At 69.4% G+C, this 16,557-nt stretch carries 15 protein-coding genes and 1 tRNA gene; 7 read left to right on the top strand and 9 right to left on the bottom strand.

Going from position 1 to position 16,557, the window contains the following annotated elements; translation table 11 throughout:
• Window positions 1-39: 39 nt before the first annotated feature.
• The 7 genes from recF (at window position 40) to IO24_RS43195 (ending at window position 9,055) form a co-directional block, all read left to right on the top strand.
• On the top strand, window positions 40-1,161 hold the full coding sequence (gene recF / locus IO24_RS0120755) for a DNA replication/repair protein RecF (protein ID WP_031137660.1): 1,122 nt from the start codon (window positions 40-42) through the stop codon (window positions 1,159-1,161).
• Window positions 1,158-1,706 (top strand): DciA family protein, encoded by a 549-nt coding sequence (locus tag IO24_RS0120750; RefSeq protein WP_031137659.1) that lies wholly within the window; start codon window positions 1,158-1,160, stop codon window positions 1,704-1,706. The genes recF and IO24_RS0120750 overlap by 4 nt, the downstream gene beginning before the upstream one ends.
• Window positions 1,707-2,204: 498 nt before the next feature.
• Complete coding sequence (gene gyrB / locus IO24_RS0120745; RefSeq protein ID WP_199808815.1) at window positions 2,205-4,265, top strand: DNA topoisomerase (ATP-hydrolyzing) subunit B; 2,061 nt, start codon at window positions 2,205-2,207, stop codon at window positions 4,263-4,265.
• Window positions 4,266-4,307: 42 nt separating this feature from the next.
• Window positions 4,308-6,902 carry a DNA gyrase subunit A gene (gene gyrA / locus IO24_RS0120740; RefSeq protein WP_031137657.1) on the top strand — a complete coding sequence of 865 codons (2,595 nt, stop codon included), beginning with the start codon at window positions 4,308-4,310 and terminating at the stop codon, window positions 6,900-6,902.
• Window positions 6,903-6,921: 19 nt separating this feature from the next.
• Window positions 6,922-7,728 carry a DUF3566 domain-containing protein gene (locus IO24_RS0120735; RefSeq protein WP_031137656.1) on the top strand — a complete coding sequence of 269 codons (807 nt, stop codon included), beginning with the start codon at window positions 6,922-6,924 and terminating at the stop codon, window positions 7,726-7,728.
• A gap of 99 nt (window positions 7,729-7,827) precedes the next feature.
• Window positions 7,828-7,901 (top strand) — tRNA-Ile (locus IO24_RS0120730).
• 887 nt (window positions 7,902-8,788) lie between these two features.
• A complete protein-coding gene (locus tag IO24_RS43195; protein WP_031137655.1) occupies window positions 8,789-9,055 on the top strand; it encodes a helix-turn-helix domain-containing protein in 267 nt (88 codons plus the stop codon).
• Here the strand turns inward: IO24_RS43195 and tgmC are convergent.
• The 9 genes from tgmC to IO24_RS46635 form a co-directional block, all read right to left on the bottom strand.
• On the bottom strand, window positions 9,024-10,142 hold the full coding sequence (tgmC, locus tag IO24_RS0120720; protein ID WP_031137654.1) for an ATP-grasp peptide maturase system methyltransferase: 1,119 nt from the start codon (window positions 10,140-10,142) through the stop codon (window positions 9,024-9,026). The two genes, IO24_RS43195 and tgmC, sit on opposite strands and share 32 nt — an antisense overlap.
• Window positions 10,139-11,086 carry an ATP-grasp ribosomal peptide maturase gene (tgmB, locus tag IO24_RS0120715; protein WP_031137653.1) on the bottom strand — a complete coding sequence of 316 codons (948 nt, stop codon included), beginning with the start codon at window positions 11,084-11,086 and terminating at the stop codon, window positions 10,139-10,141. Before tgmB ends, tgmC begins: the two co-directional genes overlap by 4 nt.
• Window positions 11,083-11,370, bottom strand: a complete 288-nt coding sequence (gene tgmA, locus IO24_RS0120710; protein ID WP_031137652.1) for a putative ATP-grasp-modified RiPP — start codon at window positions 11,368-11,370, stop codon at window positions 11,083-11,085. Before tgmA ends, tgmB begins: the two co-directional genes overlap by 4 nt.
• Before the next feature lie 933 nt (window positions 11,371-12,303).
• A complete protein-coding gene (locus IO24_RS0120700; RefSeq protein ID WP_031137650.1) occupies window positions 12,304-13,485 on the bottom strand; it encodes a helix-turn-helix domain-containing protein in 1,182 nt (393 codons plus the stop codon).
• 96 nt (window positions 13,486-13,581) lie between these two features.
• Complete coding sequence (locus IO24_RS0120695) at window positions 13,582-14,223, bottom strand: HAD family hydrolase (RefSeq protein ID WP_031137649.1); 642 nt, start codon at window positions 14,221-14,223, stop codon at window positions 13,582-13,584.
• A gap of 68 nt (window positions 14,224-14,291) precedes the next feature.
• Window positions 14,292-15,023 carry a collagen-like domain-containing protein gene (locus tag IO24_RS43185; RefSeq protein ID WP_078899080.1) on the bottom strand — a complete coding sequence of 244 codons (732 nt, stop codon included), beginning with the start codon at window positions 15,021-15,023 and terminating at the stop codon, window positions 14,292-14,294.
• Window positions 15,020-15,283 (bottom strand): MreC domain-containing protein, encoded by a 264-nt coding sequence (locus IO24_RS0120690; protein ID WP_031137648.1) that lies wholly within the window; start codon window positions 15,281-15,283, stop codon window positions 15,020-15,022. The genes IO24_RS43185 and IO24_RS0120690 overlap by 4 nt, the downstream gene beginning before the upstream one ends.
• A gap of 38 nt (window positions 15,284-15,321) precedes the next feature.
• Complete coding sequence (locus IO24_RS0120685) at window positions 15,322-15,588, bottom strand: hypothetical protein (RefSeq protein ID WP_031137647.1); 267 nt, start codon at window positions 15,586-15,588, stop codon at window positions 15,322-15,324.
• Between the two features lie 61 nt (window positions 15,589-15,649).
• Entirely contained in the window at window positions 15,650-16,510 is an 861-nt protein-coding gene (locus IO24_RS46635; RefSeq protein WP_031137646.1) for an N-acetylmuramoyl-L-alanine amidase, read from the bottom strand.
• Window positions 16,511-16,557 lie beyond the last annotated feature (47 nt).

Here is a 16,557-nt window from a genome sequence, read left to right as displayed (position 1 = left end):
GGCAGTCCACGAACGTCCAGGGAGGTCGGCGAAACAACCATGCACGTCACGCATCTGTCGCTGGCCGACTTCCGCTCGTACCCCCGGGTCGAGGTCCCGCTGGACCCGGGGGTGACGGCCTTCGTCGGGCCGAACGGGCAGGGCAAGACCAACCTCGTCGAGGCCGTCGGCTATCTCGCCACCCTCGGCAGCCACCGGGTCTCCTCCGACGCCCCCCTGGTTCGCATGGGTGCCGAGCGCGCGATCATCCGGGCCCAGGTCCGGCAGGGCGAACGGCAGCAGCTGGTCGAGCTCGAGTTGAACCCGGGGCGTGCCAATCGGGCCCGCATCAACAGGTCCTCGCAGGTCAAGCCGCGTGACGTGCTGGGCATCGTTCGGACGGTGCTGTTCGCGCCCGAGGATCTCGCGCTGGTCAAAGGCGATCCCGGTGAGCGGCGCCGTTTCCTCGACGAGCTGATCACCGCGCGCTCGCCGCGCATGGCCGGGGTCCGCTCCGACTACGACCGGGTCCTCAAGCAGCGCAACACCCTGCTGAAGTCGGCGGCGCTGGCCCGTCGGCACGGCGGTCGCACCATGGACATGTCCACCCTTGACGTCTGGGACCAGCATCTCGCCCGCGTGGGCGCCGAGTTGCTCGCCCAGCGGTTGGACCTGATCGCCACGATCCAGCCGCTGGCCGACAAGGCCTATGAGCAACTCGCCCCCGGCGGCGGCCCGGTCGCGTTGGAGTACAAGCCGTCCGCGCCGGGCGAGGCGCACACCCGTGAGGACCTCTTCGAGCAGTTGACGGCCGCACTCGCCGAGGCCCGCAAGCAGGAGATCGAGCGCGGCGTCACACTGATCGGCCCGCACCGGGACGATCTTCAGCTCAAGCTCGGCCAGCTCCCCGCCAAGGGCTACGCCTCCCACGGCGAGTCCTGGTCCTACGCGCTGGCGCTGCGCCTGGCCTCGTACGACCTGCTCAGAGCAGAGGGCAACGAGCCGGTGCTGGTACTCGACGACGTCTTCGCGGAGCTGGACACCCGCCGCCGTGAGCGCCTCGCCGAACTGGTCGCGCCCGGTGAGCAGGTCCTGGTGACGGCCGCGGTCGACGACGACGTACCGCATGTGCTGTCCGGGACGCGGTTCGCCGTGTCCGAGGGGACGGTGGAGCGCGTATGACGGAGAACACACCCGTCGGCGTCCCCAAGCCCTCCAAGCCCCCGGAGCCCTCCGGCGTCGACCTCGCGCGGGTGGCGCTGCGCGCCGCGAAGGACGCCGCACGCGCGCGTGGGGACGCGGCGCAGCAGAAGAAGCAGGCGCGCCGCGGCGGTGGTCTGCGCTCCGGCGCGCGTGCCGACGGGCGCGACCCCATGGCGCTCGGCTCCGCGATCAACCGGCTGATCACCGAACGCGGCTGGGAGGCGCCGGCCGCGGTGGGCGGTGTGATGGGCCGCTGGCCGCAGATCGTCGGCGAGGACGTGGCCAAGCACTGTGAGCCGGAGCGGTACGACGAGGACGAATGTGTCCTGACGGTGCGCTGCGACTCGACGGCCTGGGCGACGAATCTCCGGCTGCTCGCGCCCACGCTGGTCGCGCGTCTCAACGAGGACCTGGGGCACGGCAGGGTGAAGCTGATCAAGGTGCAGGGCCCCGGCGGCCCCGCGCGCCGCTACGGGCCGCTGCGCGCCCCCGGCAGCACCGGTCCGGGCGACACCTACGGTTGACCGGCGCCGGTTTCCGCCCGTGTCCACGGCTGATCGGCCCCGGTCTCCCGCCCGCACCCCTGGCTGTTCGGCACTGGTTTCCCACCTGTCGACAGCACGTGACTGACATCACATCGAGGGCTTCCGTCTGCCCTTTCGTGGCGTCGGCGGCCCTCCCGTCGTGTGCCCGCACACGGTTGCGAATCGCGACCTGACTCCGAAGTAGCCAAGGGTTGACGGCCCGAAGCTCTGAGTGCCTCCGTGAGCCTCTTGGAGCCCCCATCCGTATATCGGGAGTCGGACAAGACCCGTCGAGGGCGGCACATGCGGACTCAGGTACCGGCAAACCCCCATCAGTGTCAGTGCTACCGGTAGACTGGAAGCAATCCCGCCCCAATCGTGGGGACCGTCCGGGAAAAGCTGAGCAACGCTGATCAAGGCTTACCAACGCAACATGCCGCAGCCGCTCCGGCAACCCGCCGACGAGCCTGGCTCGTGCTGTGCCAGAAAGGGCGCTTCGTGGCCGATTCCGGCAACCCCAACGAGAACATCCCGTCCACCGACGCAGGCGTGACCAGCGAGGCGATCACCTCCAACGGCGAGGTCACCGCCTCGTACGACGCCAGTGCCATCACCGTCCTCGAGGGTCTGGACGCGGTCCGCAAGCGACCCGGCATGTACATCGGCTCGACCGGTGAGCGCGGCCTGCACCACCTGGTGCAGGAGGTCGTGGACAACTCCGTCGACGAGGCGCTGGCCGGTCACGCGGACACCATCGACGTGACGATCCTCGCCGACGGCGGTGTCCGGGTCGTCGACAACGGCCGTGGCATCCCGGTGGGCATCGTCCCGTCCGAGGGCAAGCCCGCCGTCGAGGTCGTGCTGACCGTGCTGCACGCGGGCGGCAAGTTCGGCGGCGGCGGTTACGCGGTCTCCGGTGGTCTGCACGGCGTGGGTGTCTCCGTCGTCAACGCCCTGTCCACGAGGGTCGCCGTGGAGGTCAGGACGGACGGCTACCGCTGGACGCAGGACTACAAGCTGGGTGTCCCCACGGCACCGCTCGCTCGGCACGAGGCCACTGAAGAGACCGGCACGTCGGTCACCTTCTGGGCCGACGGCGACATCTTCGAGACCACCGACTACTCCTTCGAGACGCTCTCCCGGCGCTTCCAGGAGATGGCGTTCCTCAACAAGGGTCTGAAGATCAACCTCACCGACGAGCGTGAGTCGGCGAAGGCCACCGCCGGCGCGGACGAGGCGGGCGAGGACGAGAAGCACGAGGTCAAGAGCGTCTCGTACCACTACGAGGGCGGCATCGTCGACTTCGTGAAGTACCTGAACTCCCGCAAGGGAGACCTGGTGCACCCCACTGTGATCGACCTGGAGGCCGAGGACAAGGACAAGAGCCTGTCCCTCGAGGTCGCCATGCAGTGGAACGGCGGCTACACCGAAGGCGTGTACTCCTTCGCCAACATCATCCACACCCACGAGGGCGGTACGCACGAAGAGGGCTTCCGCTCCGCGCTGACCTCGCTGATCAACAAGTACGCGCGCGACAAGAGGCTGCTGCGCGAGAAGGACGACAACCTCACGGGTGACGACATCCGCGAGGGTCTGACGGCGATCATCTCGGTCAAGCTGAGCGAGCCCCAGTTCGAGGGGCAGACGAAGACCAAGCTGGGCAACACCGAGGTCAAGACCTTCGTGCAGAAGGTCGTGTACGAGCACCTCGCGGACTGGCTGGACCGGAACCCGAACGAGGCCGCGGACATCATCCGCAAGGGCATCCAGGCGGCCACCGCGCGCGTGGCGGCCCGCAAGGCCCGTGACCTCACCCGCCGCAAGGGCCTGCTGGAGACGGCGTCCCTGCCGGGCAAGCTCTCCGACTGCCAGTCGAACGATCCCACCAAGTGCGAGATCTTCATCGTCGAGGGTGACTCCGCCGGCGGTTCGGCCAAGTCCGGCCGCAACCCGCAGTACCAGGCGATCCTCCCGATCCGCGGCAAGATCCTGAACGTCGAGAAGGCGCGGATCGACAAGATCCTGCAGAACCAGGAGATCCAGGCGCTGATCTCGGCGTTCGGCACCGGAGTCCACGAGGACTTCGACATCGAGAAGCTGCGCTATCACAAGATCATCCTGATGGCGGACGCCGACGTCGACGGCCAGCACATCAACACCCTGCTGCTGACCTTCCTGTTCCGCTTCATGCGGCCCCTGGTCGAGGCCGGGCACGTGTACCTCTCCCGCCCGCCGCTCTACAAGATCAAGTGGGGCAAGGACGACTTCGAGTACGCGTACTCCGACCGCGAGCGTGACGCCCTGATCGAGATGGGCCGCAACGCGGGCAAGCGCATCAGGGACGACTCCGTGCAGCGCTTCAAGGGTCTCGGCGAGATGAACGCCGAGGAACTGCGCATCACGACCATGGACCAGGAGCACCGCGTCCTCGGCCAGGTCACCCTCGACGACGCCGCCCAGGCCGACGACCTGTTCTCGGTCCTCATGGGCGAGGACGTCGAGGCCCGACGCGCGTTCATCCAGCGCAACGCCAAGGACGTCCGCTTCCTCGACATCTGAGTCGGTCTCAGCTGACCGCACCAGGAAGGATCTTCACCAGCAATGACCGACGAGAACACTCCCGTGACGACGCCCGAGGGTGACGCCCTGGCCATGCGCGTCGAGCCCGTCGGGCTCGAGACGGAGATGCAGCGCTCGTACCTCGACTACGCGATGTCCGTCATCGTCTCGCGAGCGCTGCCGGACGTCCGCGACGGCCTCAAGCCCGTCCACCGCCGTGTGCTGTACGCCATGTACGACGGCGGCTACCGGCCCGAGCGCGGCTTCTACAAGTGTGCCCGCGTCGTCGGCGACGTCATGGGCAACTACCACCCGCACGGCGACTCCTCCATCTACGACGCGCTGGTGCGCCTCGCCCAGTCGTGGTCGATGCGCATGCCGCTCGTCGACTCCAACGGCAACTTCGGCTCCCCGGGCAACGACCCGGCCGCGGCGATGCGGTACACCGAGTGCAAGATGGCGCCGCTGTCGATGGAGATGGTCCGCGACATCGACGAGGAGACCGTCGATTTCACGGACAACTACGACGGCCGCTCCCAGGAGCCGACCGTCCTGCCGGCCCGCTTCCCGAACCTGCTGATCAACGGCTCGGCCGGTATCGCGGTCGGCATGGCGACCAACATCCCGCCGCACAACCTGCGCGAGGTCGCCTCCGGTGCCCAGTGGTACCTGGAGAACCCCGAGGCCTCCCACGAGGAGCTGCTGGACGCGCTGATCGAGCGCATCAAGGGCCCGGACTTCCCGACCGGTGCGCTCGTCGTCGGCCGCCGGGGCATCGAGGAGGCGTACCGCACCGGCCGCGGCTCCATCACGATGCGCGCGGTCGTCGAGGTCGAGGAGATCCAGAACCGCCAGTGCCTGGTCGTCACGGAACTCCCGTACCAGGTCAACCCGGACAACCTCGCCCAGAAGATCGCCGACCTGGTCAAGGACGGCAAGATCGGCGGCATCGCGGACGTCCGTGACGAGACCTCCTCGCGCACGGGCCAGCGCCTGGTCATCGTGCTGAAGCGGGACGCGGTCGCCAAGGTCGTGCTGAACAACCTGTACAAGCACACCGACCTGCAGACGAACTTCGGCGCCAACATGCTGGCGCTGGTGGACGGTGTGCCGCGCACGCTCTCTCTCGACGCGTTCATCCGGCACTGGGTGACGCACCAGATCGAGGTCATCGTCCGCCGTACGCGCTTCCGGCTGCGCAAGGCCGAGGAGCGGGCGCACATCCTGCGCGGCCTGCTGAAGGCCCTGGACGCCATCGACGAGGTCATCGCGCTGATCCGGCGCAGCGACACCGTCGACATCGCCCGCGGCGGCCTGATGAGCCTGCTGGAGATCGACGAGATCCAGGCCAATGCCATCCTCGAGATGCAGCTGCGGCGACTGGCCGCCCTGGAGCGCCAGAAGATCGTCCAGGAGCACGACGAGCTCCAGGCGAAGATCAACGAGTACAACGAGATCCTCGCCTCCCCGGTCCGCCAGCGCGGCATCGTCAGCGCAGAACTGGCCGCGATCGTCGAGAAGTTCGGCGACGACCGCAAGACGACGCTGATCCCCTACGAGGGCGACATGTCCATCGAGGACCTGATCGCCGAGGAGGACATCGTCGTCACGGTCACCCGGGGCGGCTACATCAAGCGCACCAAGACCGACGACTACCGCGCCCAGAAGCGCGGCGGCAAGGGCGTGCGCGGCACGAAGCTCAAGGAAGACGACATCGTCGACCACTTCTTCGTGTCCACCACGCACCACTGGCTGCTGTTCTTCACCAACAAGGGCCGCGTCTACCGGGTCAAGGGCTACGAGCTGCCCGACGCCGGCCGGGACGCGCGCGGTCAGCACGTCGCGAACCTGCTCGCCTTCCAGCCGGACGAGGCGATCGCCGAGATCCTGGCGATCCGCGACTACGAGGCGGTCCCCTACCTCGTGCTCGCCACCAAGGCCGGACTTGTGAAGAAGACGCCTCTGAAGGATTACGATTCGCCCCGTTCCGGCGGTGTGATCGCCATCAACCTCCGTGAGGGGCAGGACGGTTCGGACGACGAACTGATCGGTGCCGAACTGGTCTCGGCGGATGACGATCTGCTTCTGATCAGCAAAAAGGCGCAGTCGATCAGGTTCACCGCATCGGACGACACTCTGCGTCCCATGGGCCGCGCCACCTCGGGTGTCAAGGGCATGAGCTTCCGCGAGGGTGACGAGCTGCTCTCGATGAATGTTGTTCGACCCGGTACGTTCGTGTTCACTGCCACAGACGGCGGGTACGCGAAGCGGACCAACGTCGACGAGTACCGCGTCCAGGGTCGCGGTGGCCTCGGCATCAAGGCCGCCAAGATCGTCGAGGACCGTGGGTCCCTCGTCGGCGCGCTGGTGGTCGAGGAGACCGACGAGATCCTCGCCATCACGCTGTCGGGCGGTGTGATTCGTACGCGAGTCAACGAGATCAGGGAAACCGGCCGTGACACCATGGGCGTCCAACTGATCAATCTGGGCAAGCGCGATGCCGTCGTGGGCGTCGCTCGCAACGCCGAGGCGGGACGCGAGGCGGAGGAGGTCGACGGCGACGTGGTCGTCGACGACACCGCCGAGGGTGCCGTTGTCACCGGCACGGACGAGGGTGAGGCGCCCTCGGCCGAGTAGGCATGAGGAGTGAGTCAGCGTGAGCGGAGCCACGGGCGCCGGACCGGCCGGTACCTCGAGGGGTACGGAAGCGGACGACGGCGGCCGTGGCTCCGCCGCGCGTGCGGCGGACCCGCACACGACCAACCTGAAGGCGATCAAGTCCCCGACCAAGGACACGCCCTCGCCTGACTCGCATGGATCCCAGGGGGGAACTGTGACGGACACCCGAGGTCCGCAGACCAAGCAGCACAAGGCAGGCGCGGGCCCGTCCGCCTCAGGCGCGCAGCCGCAGCCTGCCGCGCAGGAGCCGGCCACGGCCTCGCCCCTGCCCGGGGAACGGCAGACGCAGCAGCCGGCCGGCCCGTACCACCCGCCGCAGGCCTACCCGGCGCAGCAGGCGGCGGCCGATGCGGGCGCCGGCACCGATACCGGTGCCGTACGGCGCCCCCGCACGGGAGCGCGCACCGTGCCGCGCGTGCGCAAGGCGCGGCTGCGGGTGGCGAAGGCCGACCCGTGGTCGGTGATGAAGGTCAGCTTCCTGCTCTCCATCGCCCTGGGCATCTGCACGATCGTCGCGGCCGCCGTGCTGTGGATGGTCATGGACGCGATGGGCGTCTTCTCGACGGTCGGCGGCACGATCTCCGAGGCCACCGGCTCGAACGAGTCCAACGGCTTCGACCTGCAGGCCTTCCTGTCGCTGCCGAACGTCCTGCTGTTCGCGTCGGTCATCGCGGTCATCGACGTCGTCCTGGCGACGGCCCTCGCGACGCTCGGCGCGTTCATCTACAACCTGTCCGCGGGCTTCGTGGGCGGCGTCGAGCTGACGCTCGCCGAGGACGAGTGACGTCCTCTGGCGTTGTCCCGACAACCGATTTTGGGACTGCCCATGTCGTGCGCTAATCTTCAGGAGTCAGCGCGCGGGACACACACCGCAGAGCGCGGCGGGGCTATAGCTCAGTTGGTTAGAGCGCATCCCTGATAAGGATGAGGCCACAGGTTCAAATCCTGTTAGCCCCACAGTGGCAAAGCGCCAGGTGAGAAGCCCGTTAGGTCCTCAGGATCTACCGGGCTTCTACATGTGTTGATCTTGTTACCCCGCTACTACCCCGTAACCCCGCCGAGTTGGGTTAGGTCAGCCGACGCGAGCACACGAAGGCGACGCCGCAGATCTGGCAGGAGCGTCCAATCCTCCCGCCGGTCGGATGTCGGACCCTCGGTCTACGCTTGCAGCGCGCCCCCTGTCGATTCACGCGGCAGGGGGCGCGCTGCCGTCCGGCCGGAACCTCCCGAGCCCGGCCGGAGTCTGCCTGGAGTCTAGTCGAACGTTCATCCGAAGTGGCGGGCAGTGATCTTGCCGCAACGCCACGTCGGCGACGGTCCCCTCAAAAGCGGGCGACCGGTCGGATTATTTGTCTTGATCTACTCGGTAGTAGCAGGTGCATACATGCACAAGATCGGTCGAACTCCCTGTGCAGTCTCTGTGTAACCGCTTCCTGCTGCCTGTAAAACCGGCCATGCGTGGGTAAAGTGCAGGCTGGGGAGGTGGACGTGATCACCCCGTCTGCCTGACGCACAACCCCAGATCAAAGCCCGGTCGGAGAGCTCGGGAGGCCTCCGACCGGAACGGCGCCCCCTGCCGCTTAGCTCGGCAGGGGGCGTCTGGAAAAGACTAGACCGCCCCACCCTCCTATACGGAGAGTGGGGCGGCCGCGCTCAGCCATATTTGGCCAGCGCCTCGCGGGAGCAGTGGACGCACATCACACCGCCCCGCCGCCCGGGCCGGCATGCGGCCCGGGGGTTCATCGCATCGGCAGCAGTTCGCCGAGGTACCCGTGCGCAACAAGATCACACAAATTAGGGTCGACCCTAATCACAATTGATCATGGGGCCGGGAGCGTGGACGCGTGCCACGTCCCATCCCGCCCGACGACCGAGTCGTCGCCCGCCGGCGCGCTGTGGGCGCTCAGATCCGCCGCGTACGCGAGTACCACAACCTCACCCAGCAGGCAGTCTGCGGCCGGTCAGGCATCGACGTGGCGACGTACAGCCGTATCGAGCAGGGACACGCGTCGCCCAGGCTGGACACCCTCATTCGGATCGCCGACGCGATCGGTGTACAGCTCGCTGAGCTGGTGGCAACTACCAGCGAATCGTCTGCCCCTCCGGGGTGACGCTCACCGTGAACTCCTCCAGCTGCGGCGCGCCGGCCGCGCACCAGCTGCTGAACTGTTCCTCCACGCCGTCCCACAAAGGCTCCGGACCGCCCTGCCGGACCAGCCAGCGGCCGCCCTCCGAATACACCGAGGCCCACGATCCGGTGTCGACGTCGACCAGGACGTCCTCGTCCCGCCCTTCGTGCTGCATCGTCAGTCGCTGGGCGCCCGGCACGGCGAGCTGCACGACGAACCGGGACGTCCAATTCCCCAGAACCTCGGCCCCGATGGCGGTCTCGCGTTCCTTGCCGTCGCCGAGGTCGGGGAGCAGACCGAGTGGCGGTGGGGTGTGCGGCCGCGCCAGCATGAAGGACACGGCCCCGCCCAGCAGCGGACCGGACGCCGTACCGTCCTCATGAACCGTCAGGCGCGCGAGCTCCGAGGAGCCGAGCCACCCGCAGATCGTCGCCAGGACCAGGCCGCCCGGCCGGGTCTGCTCGAGCCACGCCTGAGGCACCGTGCGCACTCCACACGTGGCGATGACCCGGTCGTAGGGTGCGCCCGCCCCGTGGCCGAGGAGCCCGTCGCCGGTGATGAGCGTCGGGTACGTCCCGAGGTGGCCGAGGGCCGCCCGGGCCCGCGAGGCTACCCACGGGTCGTACTCGATCGAGGTGACGGCTTCCTCGCCAAGGCGGGCGCAGAGCAGGGCCGTCGAGTAGCCGGTGCCGGTGCCGATCTCTAGGACCTTGTGCCCGTCCACGACCTGGAGGTCCTCCAGCATGCGCAGCACGAGGGAGGGCAGTGTGCTGGAGCTGGTCGGCTCGCGCGTGATCCGGCCGCGGATGTCCCTCGGGACGATCGTGCCGGCGATCTGGGTCACCAACGATTCGTCCGCGTAGCAGCCCTCCAGCCAGTCCGGGTCGTCTCCCCGGACAGGCTCCCACGCGGTGAAGTCCGTGCCGACCGCGCGCCGGAAGAAGCCGCCGCGCAGGAACTCGTGCCGGGGGACGGCTGCGGCGGCGCGCTTCCACGGCTCCGTGCGCAGGCTGCCACTGGTCGTCATCCTGTCAATGAGCTGCTGGTGCAGCTGTGCCTGATCGGTCACGGCTTCCTCTCCAAGAGGTCTGCGAGGGCTGCGCACATGGGCAGACCGGTCTCCTCTTCCAGCCAGTGCCACTGGCCGGAGGGGTTGCACTCCAGGAACCACCATCGGCCGTCCTCGCCGACGGCGAAGTCGAAAGCGCCGAAGACCAGCTTGAAGCGGTTCATGTAGCGGTGGATCGCCGGCCGGATGCCGGGTGGTGCTTCCACGGGGGTGTAGGCGAGCTGGCTGTAGTCGGTGCGCCAGTCGAGGAGATCGGAGTCGATGCGGACGCAGAAGACGTCCCCGCCGATGACGGTCACGCGGACGTCCGCGGCCTTGGGGACGCGCTCCTGGAAGAGGTGCGCGGTGCCACCGATGCCGTCGTCGATGTCGTCTGCGGAGACCTCGGCGACCTTCACGACCGACGAGACACCATCGACTCGGTAGACCGGGTTGTACAGCGGCTTGTAGATGATCGAGCCGTGCGCCTTGATGAACTCGCGTGCGGCGTCGGGGCTTGAGGTGATGAGCGTGGGCGGGAGCAGGAACCCGGCTCCCGCGGCCGTGGCCAGCCCGGCCGGCTTGAACTCCGCGTCACCGATGCGGTGCGGGTGGTTCACGTAGAGACAGCCGGGCAGCGAGGCCAGGACTCCGCCGAGTCCGTACCGGGCTTGGGTGAGGGCGAACCGGGCGTCCTGCTCGTCGAGGTGGGGGAAGGCGAAGCCGGACGGGCGCCGGTAGTACAGGGCGCGCACGTTCGCGAGGTCCGCAGTGCGGGAGGGCGTGTGGAGACGGCCGCGGAGGCCGTGTTCGGTGATCTCTGCCTCCACCGACAGTGATGCGGGGAAGTCCCCCGAGTCGAGCCGCACGACCGGGACGTCCCGGTCGTGCAGCTCGCTGATCACTACGTCGGCGGTGGGGTCGTGCAGGCTGGTGACGACCAACACCGGACGCGGATCGCTCACTGGTCGGTGTCGTTCCCAGTGTCGGTGTCCCCGCCGCCGTGGCCGTCCGGGCTGGTGCCGGTCGACGGGTTGGTGCCGGTGCTGGTGCCGTGCTTGCCCATCTCCAGCACCTGGCCGGTGCCGTCGTAGAACCGGGCGGTCTGTGTGGCCGGGTCCAGCTCGGCCCGGGCGGTGGGGGCCATGGTGGGGTAGGGCGCCATGCGGCCGAGTCCCCACGGGCGGGCCGTGACGAGGCCCTGCGGGATCGCGGGGCTGGTGGGCAGACGGTCGGAGTGAACGAACATGCCTCTCCCTGAGGTTGTCGTGGTGGAGCGTTGCGACCCGCCCCGGCGCTCGACCTGTCCAGGGTTGGGGGCCGGGGCGGGAGTCTGGGGGCCGGTCAGGTGCCGCGGCGTCCGCGGCTACCGGCGATGCCTTGCAGGGGGCTTCGTGAGGCGGTGCATGGCTGGCAGGCGTACACCTCGACGTCGAGCTTGTGGGCGCCTACCGCGCCGCGGGAGACGCCCGCGCTGACCCCGTCGTTCCTCAGTGAGGCGCTGCACCAGCAGCAGTCCCATCCCTGGTACTGGCGATACGTCAGCTGGGTCGGAGGCACAGAGAGCTTCATGGCACCCCTTGGGATGCGAGACGCTGCAGGCCAATTCGGTCGGCGCAGGGCTGATTGCGCAGGCACGCACCGCACTGGGAGACGTGGAGCCTGTAGACCTCGGCCGCCTTCTGACGAACGCACCTTCCGCAGCCGCGGGGGAAGATCTGTCCCCCGCCGGGGCTCGGCCGCTGGCCGAGGTCGCGTGCGGTGTACGGGATGAGACCGGCGCCACACCAGACGCAGATCGTGCCCTCGGTCTGCCGCCTCGACAGCGAGGAGACGTTCGGCAGCGGCAGCATGGCGAGAGGCCCGGTGCCGGCAGCTTCCACGGCCGGCATCAGCGTGCCCGCCCGGTGTCCTGGACGGGCGCCTTGTGGCATCCGCAGGACACGATGTTCCACACTCGGCCTGTCCCGCGCTGGGCGCGGCCTGCCGGGTGCAAGGCTCGGCTGACGGCGCCGCAGTACCAGCACGCCCGCCCGTGCAGTCGGGCGATACTCACTGAGCCCTGGATCCTGACCAGCGGCTCTGTGTGGCTGCTCATCACGGCTCCCATCTGCCCGTCCGGTGGCTACGGAGAGATGATGGGCCGCTACAAGCGGCACAAGGGATACACGCTGTATCCCCTTCAGATGGCGCCGATCCAGTCGGCGAAGCTGGTCAGCGACTCGGCGTCTGCGCGCTTCAGGCGGCGTACTGTGGCAGCGGCCTCGCGAGCCCAGGGGTGCTCGCGGGTGTGCTGGGGTGCGATGTGCCTGGCGACCTTTAGCGACTCGAAGGCGTCGTCCGGGCGGCCGGCCCACACCTGGGCGCGCGACAGTTCGATCCAGAACCCGGACTGTCTCTCGGCCGGCATGTCCGCCGGGGGAGTCCACTCGTCCGCCACGTCCAGGGCCTGCTGGAGATGCTCCTGGCCCAGGCTGACCGCCACAGATACCTCGTGGGCGCGCACGGAGTCAGGGCCGAACTGGGTGCCGTCGTAGGCGTCTTCGGTGAGTGTGTCGCCCAGGCGGCGAGCGTCCGCGAGGTGCAGAGCAGCGGCGTCGGCGTCGCCGGCCCGCCCGGCGATGACTGCGGCCCGCATGTGCAGCGCCCCCCGGGCTGCGGTCGCGGCCAGGCCCGACGGGCTGGGGCTGGCGTCGATGGCCTGCTCCAGTGCCGCGAGGCCCTGGGTGTGGGCGCGGGCAGCGAAGAACGTCTCGGTGCGTACGTATGCGGCGGTGGCCTGGGTGATCCGGTCGTTGGTCTGGCCGGCGGCCCAGCGCATCAGTTCCACCAGGCGGGCCGAGAGGTCACGCGCGCCGAACTTGTAGGCCACGGCGTCGGCTGAGCGGGCGGCGGTGGCGAGGAGGTGGGCCGCGTGCAGCTGCTCGGCGCCAGCGCTGTGGTGGAGCGCGGCGAGGGAGTCGGTGAGGAGGCGCGGGGTGTGCTCGGCGATTCGGGCGTACTGCGCGTTGAGACGCCACTGCACCAGTTGTCCGACGTCCTGCCCGAGTTCGGGGAAGGGGCGGGGTCTGGTGTCGGTGGGGATGTCGTAGGCGCCGATCGCTGCGGAGATCCCGGGGAGGGCCGCGCGGACACGGCTGTCGGTGCGTGTGCTGCCAGTGACGATGTGGCTCGGGTCGACGCTGAGCGCGGCGGCGATCGAGTCGAGGGTGTCGTCGCTGGGTGAGCGGGCGCCGCGTTCAACCGCTTTCACCGTGGCAAGGGAGACGAAAGCTGCTCGGGCGAGTTCGGCCTGCGTCATCCGGCGGGCGCGGCGGATCGTCGCGATGCGCTGGCCTACCTCGCGCATGCTGAGGCTGGGCATACTGGCTCCGTTCGGTGCGTCCACTCCGAACGGTAGCCGCGACATCACGCCGCGGGTACCGGCTTGCCCCGCCCGACACCGACCGGGCGGGGCAAGCTACTGGCCCACGATCCCGGTCAGATCCATGAGGCTGTCGATCCGCCAGTCCGCCGTCTCCACGATGTTCGGATCGTCCGCCCACAGATGCCCCCACGGACCTCGCCGCAGATGCGCAGTGCGCAGCCCGGCCGCCGCAGCGGGCATTACGTCGTTGGCGGGGTGGTCGCCGACGTAGACCGTCTCGGCGGGCGCCGCGTCGGCCACATCGATCACCCGTCGGAAGAACTCCCCGGAGGGTTTGGCCACGCCCCACTCCCCGGACGTCACCACCAAATCGGCCGGCAGGTCCAGGGCCCGCAAGAGTTCACCCGCGCGGGCGGTCTGGTTCCCGGCGACGACAACCCGCGCCCCGAGCCGCTGCAACTCTGCCAGGGCAGGGCGAACGTCGCCGTACAGATCGCTCTCGTCGAGGCGCTCCCCGCGGCCGGCGGCCTCCCGTGCCCGGTACTCAGCGGCCACGTCGATGCCGGGCCGAGCGAGGCGCAGGGCGTCGGCGTTGTCGCGGCCCTGGGCAACGACCGCGCCGACGAGCGCGGACAGGGTGTGCCGAGGGACGTCGAGCCAGTCGGCCCAGGATGCCCAGTACCGGTCATCGCGGGTGATGGTTTCGCCGACGTCGAAGATCACAGCGCGAATCATGGGGGCAGGGTATCCGGGCATAACGAAAGGGCCCCCTCCCGCCCGAAGGCGAGAGGGGGCACGAGCGTTCAGGAGTACTGGCGGCGGTTCGGGCCCAGGGCCACGGCAAGCGCGAGCGGGCTCCCGTCGTCGGGGCTCGGCTGTGGTGCACCGTCACGGCGGCACACGAGCGCGTCGGGGTCCCAGCTTGGGGCCTGGAGGGAGTAGTCGTCGGGGCAGTCCGGTCCGGGCGGTCCCTGCTCACCGCGGGGGCCCTGCTCGCCCTGCGGCCCCTGCTGGCCGGGTGGTCCTTGCGCTCCTTGGGGCCCCTCTGGTCCAGCTGGTCCCTGGGCTCCGTCCGTGCCAGGCTCGCCGGGGGCTCCGTCCTCGCCCGGTGTTCCGGGCGCGCCGTCGTCGCCGGGCGGGCCATCAGTGCCGGGTTCGCCGTCGGCGCCCGGTGAGCCGTCCTGGCCCGGCCGTCCTGGGTCGCCCTTCTGGCCGGGGATGGGCACGGGCACCTCGGCCCGCTCAGGCAAGCCGTCCACAGCCTCGGACGGGTCAGGTGCGACGGGTGTCTGGCCCTCGCCTTTCACCTGAGCACGCAGCTTGCGCACGTCCGTGGCGAGGGTGGATACGGCTTCCCCTCGGCGGTTCGCCTCTGCGACGGCACGGTTCGCCTTAGAAACCGCCTCATGTCGTGCGGTCGTCTCGGCGTCGATGCGTCCCCAGATGATGACGACCGCGCCGGACAGGGCGACCAGCCAGCACAGCAGCGCCACCGGGCGCCAACGCCGGGCGAGGGCCCGCTCTGTCCGGGTCACGGTTGTCCTCCGGGTGGGATGAGTGCGCGGAGCCGGGCGATCTCCGCTTGATCAGCAGCCCGGAGTGCGGACAGTTCGGCGAGCTTGGCGTTCAACTCGGTCCGCTCGGCCTTCAGAGCGTCGCGTTCCTCTTGCAGGTCGTTGGTGAGCGAGCTGTAGCCGGTGACGGCGTTCTCGCCCCGCTTCCCCAGGTACGCCACCACGGAGGCCGCGACCGCGCCTATGCCCACGAGCAGGCTGCCGAGGGTGGTGGCGTCCAAGGAGCCCCCTTACAGATCGTGCCGACGCGCCGTGCGGATCAGACGCCCGCCGCCGTGGAAGCGCTGTTCTTCTGGCCAACGACTCGGGCAGCGACGCCCTTCAGCAGGGCGAACGCTGCCGCCAGGCCGCCCGCGCCGACGGCCTGCCAGAACGATGCGTTCAGCATGTCGGCGGGACCTGCGGCCACGGACACGGCGGTCGCCCCGCCGAGGAAGGACCAGATGGTCCGTTCGGCGAGGTCCTTCGCGTAGGTCGTCGCGGTCTTCACGACGGTCTCGGCGTTGGGCAGATGGATCTCAGACATGCGGTTCTCGATTCAGACGTGCTGCGCGTGGTGGCGCAGCGGGTGACGGTTGGATGGACGATCAGGCCGATACGCGGAAGCCGTGCTTCTGGCCCAGGCGCGTCAGGGTGTCCCTGCCGAAGTAGCCGTCGGCGGGCTCGCCGGGCCGCCGACCGCGGTAACCGCACTTCTCCTGCCACTCGCTCACGGCCGGCCGCGTGCGGGATCCGAGGCTCCCGTCCACCCACCGCTTCGCCAGCAGGCCCTCGCGGTACAGCGCGGCCTCGACGACCAGGCCCTCCGCCTTGTAGGTGGTGCCGCCCTGGGGCAGGCCCGGGTCGCGACGCTGCGCCGCCTGGATGTGAGCGAGGGAGACCACCGGCGTCTTCGTGCCACCCGCCGGCGGTGCCGCGGGCTTCCCTGCGCGCTTGACGATCTCGGGCAGCAGCTCGGCGCGGAACTGCTGGGCACGCTTGTCGCCCGGGCAGGCGGTCCCGGACGGTGACCACTGCGGGTACATGCGGTGGATGCCATAGCCGGAGTCCGCGCCGCTGCGGCAGGCCCGCAGCTGGATGCCGTGGGTGCGGTGCCCCCACACGCCGAGGTCGGCCAGGGCGTCGAGCTGCTCGTCCGTCCACGGGTCGCTGGCCTTGGTGTTGGAGGCGGTCTCGACGCTGATGGCGCCGGATCCATCCGCGCGCCGGTTGGCCTGGTAGTTGGCGTCGGCTCGGGTGGTGCTGGACAGGTACTGGCCGAGGCTGCCGTCGAAGTCGAGCCCGAAGTGGGACTCCAGCGACGTCGAGTTCTTCCAGTAGGCGTACAGGCGGTTCTCGTCCCACGGGGCGACGATGCTGTGCAGGATCATCTGCGTGGGGCGGATGCTCTGCTGGTCTCTGGATTCCGGCTGCAACTCCAGTCGGACGGCGTTGCTGTACCAGGCCATGGGCCCTCCAGGGCATGAGATGCCCCGGCCGGGCGGCTCGGGGCTGT

Source organism: Streptomyces flavovariabilis, from assembly GCF_000725785.1.
GTDB lineage: Bacteria > Actinomycetota > Actinomycetes > Streptomycetales > Streptomycetaceae > Streptomyces > Streptomyces hawaiiensis.
Note: the sequence above shows the minus strand (reverse complement) of the source record. Positions and strands in the feature narration are given on the sequence as shown.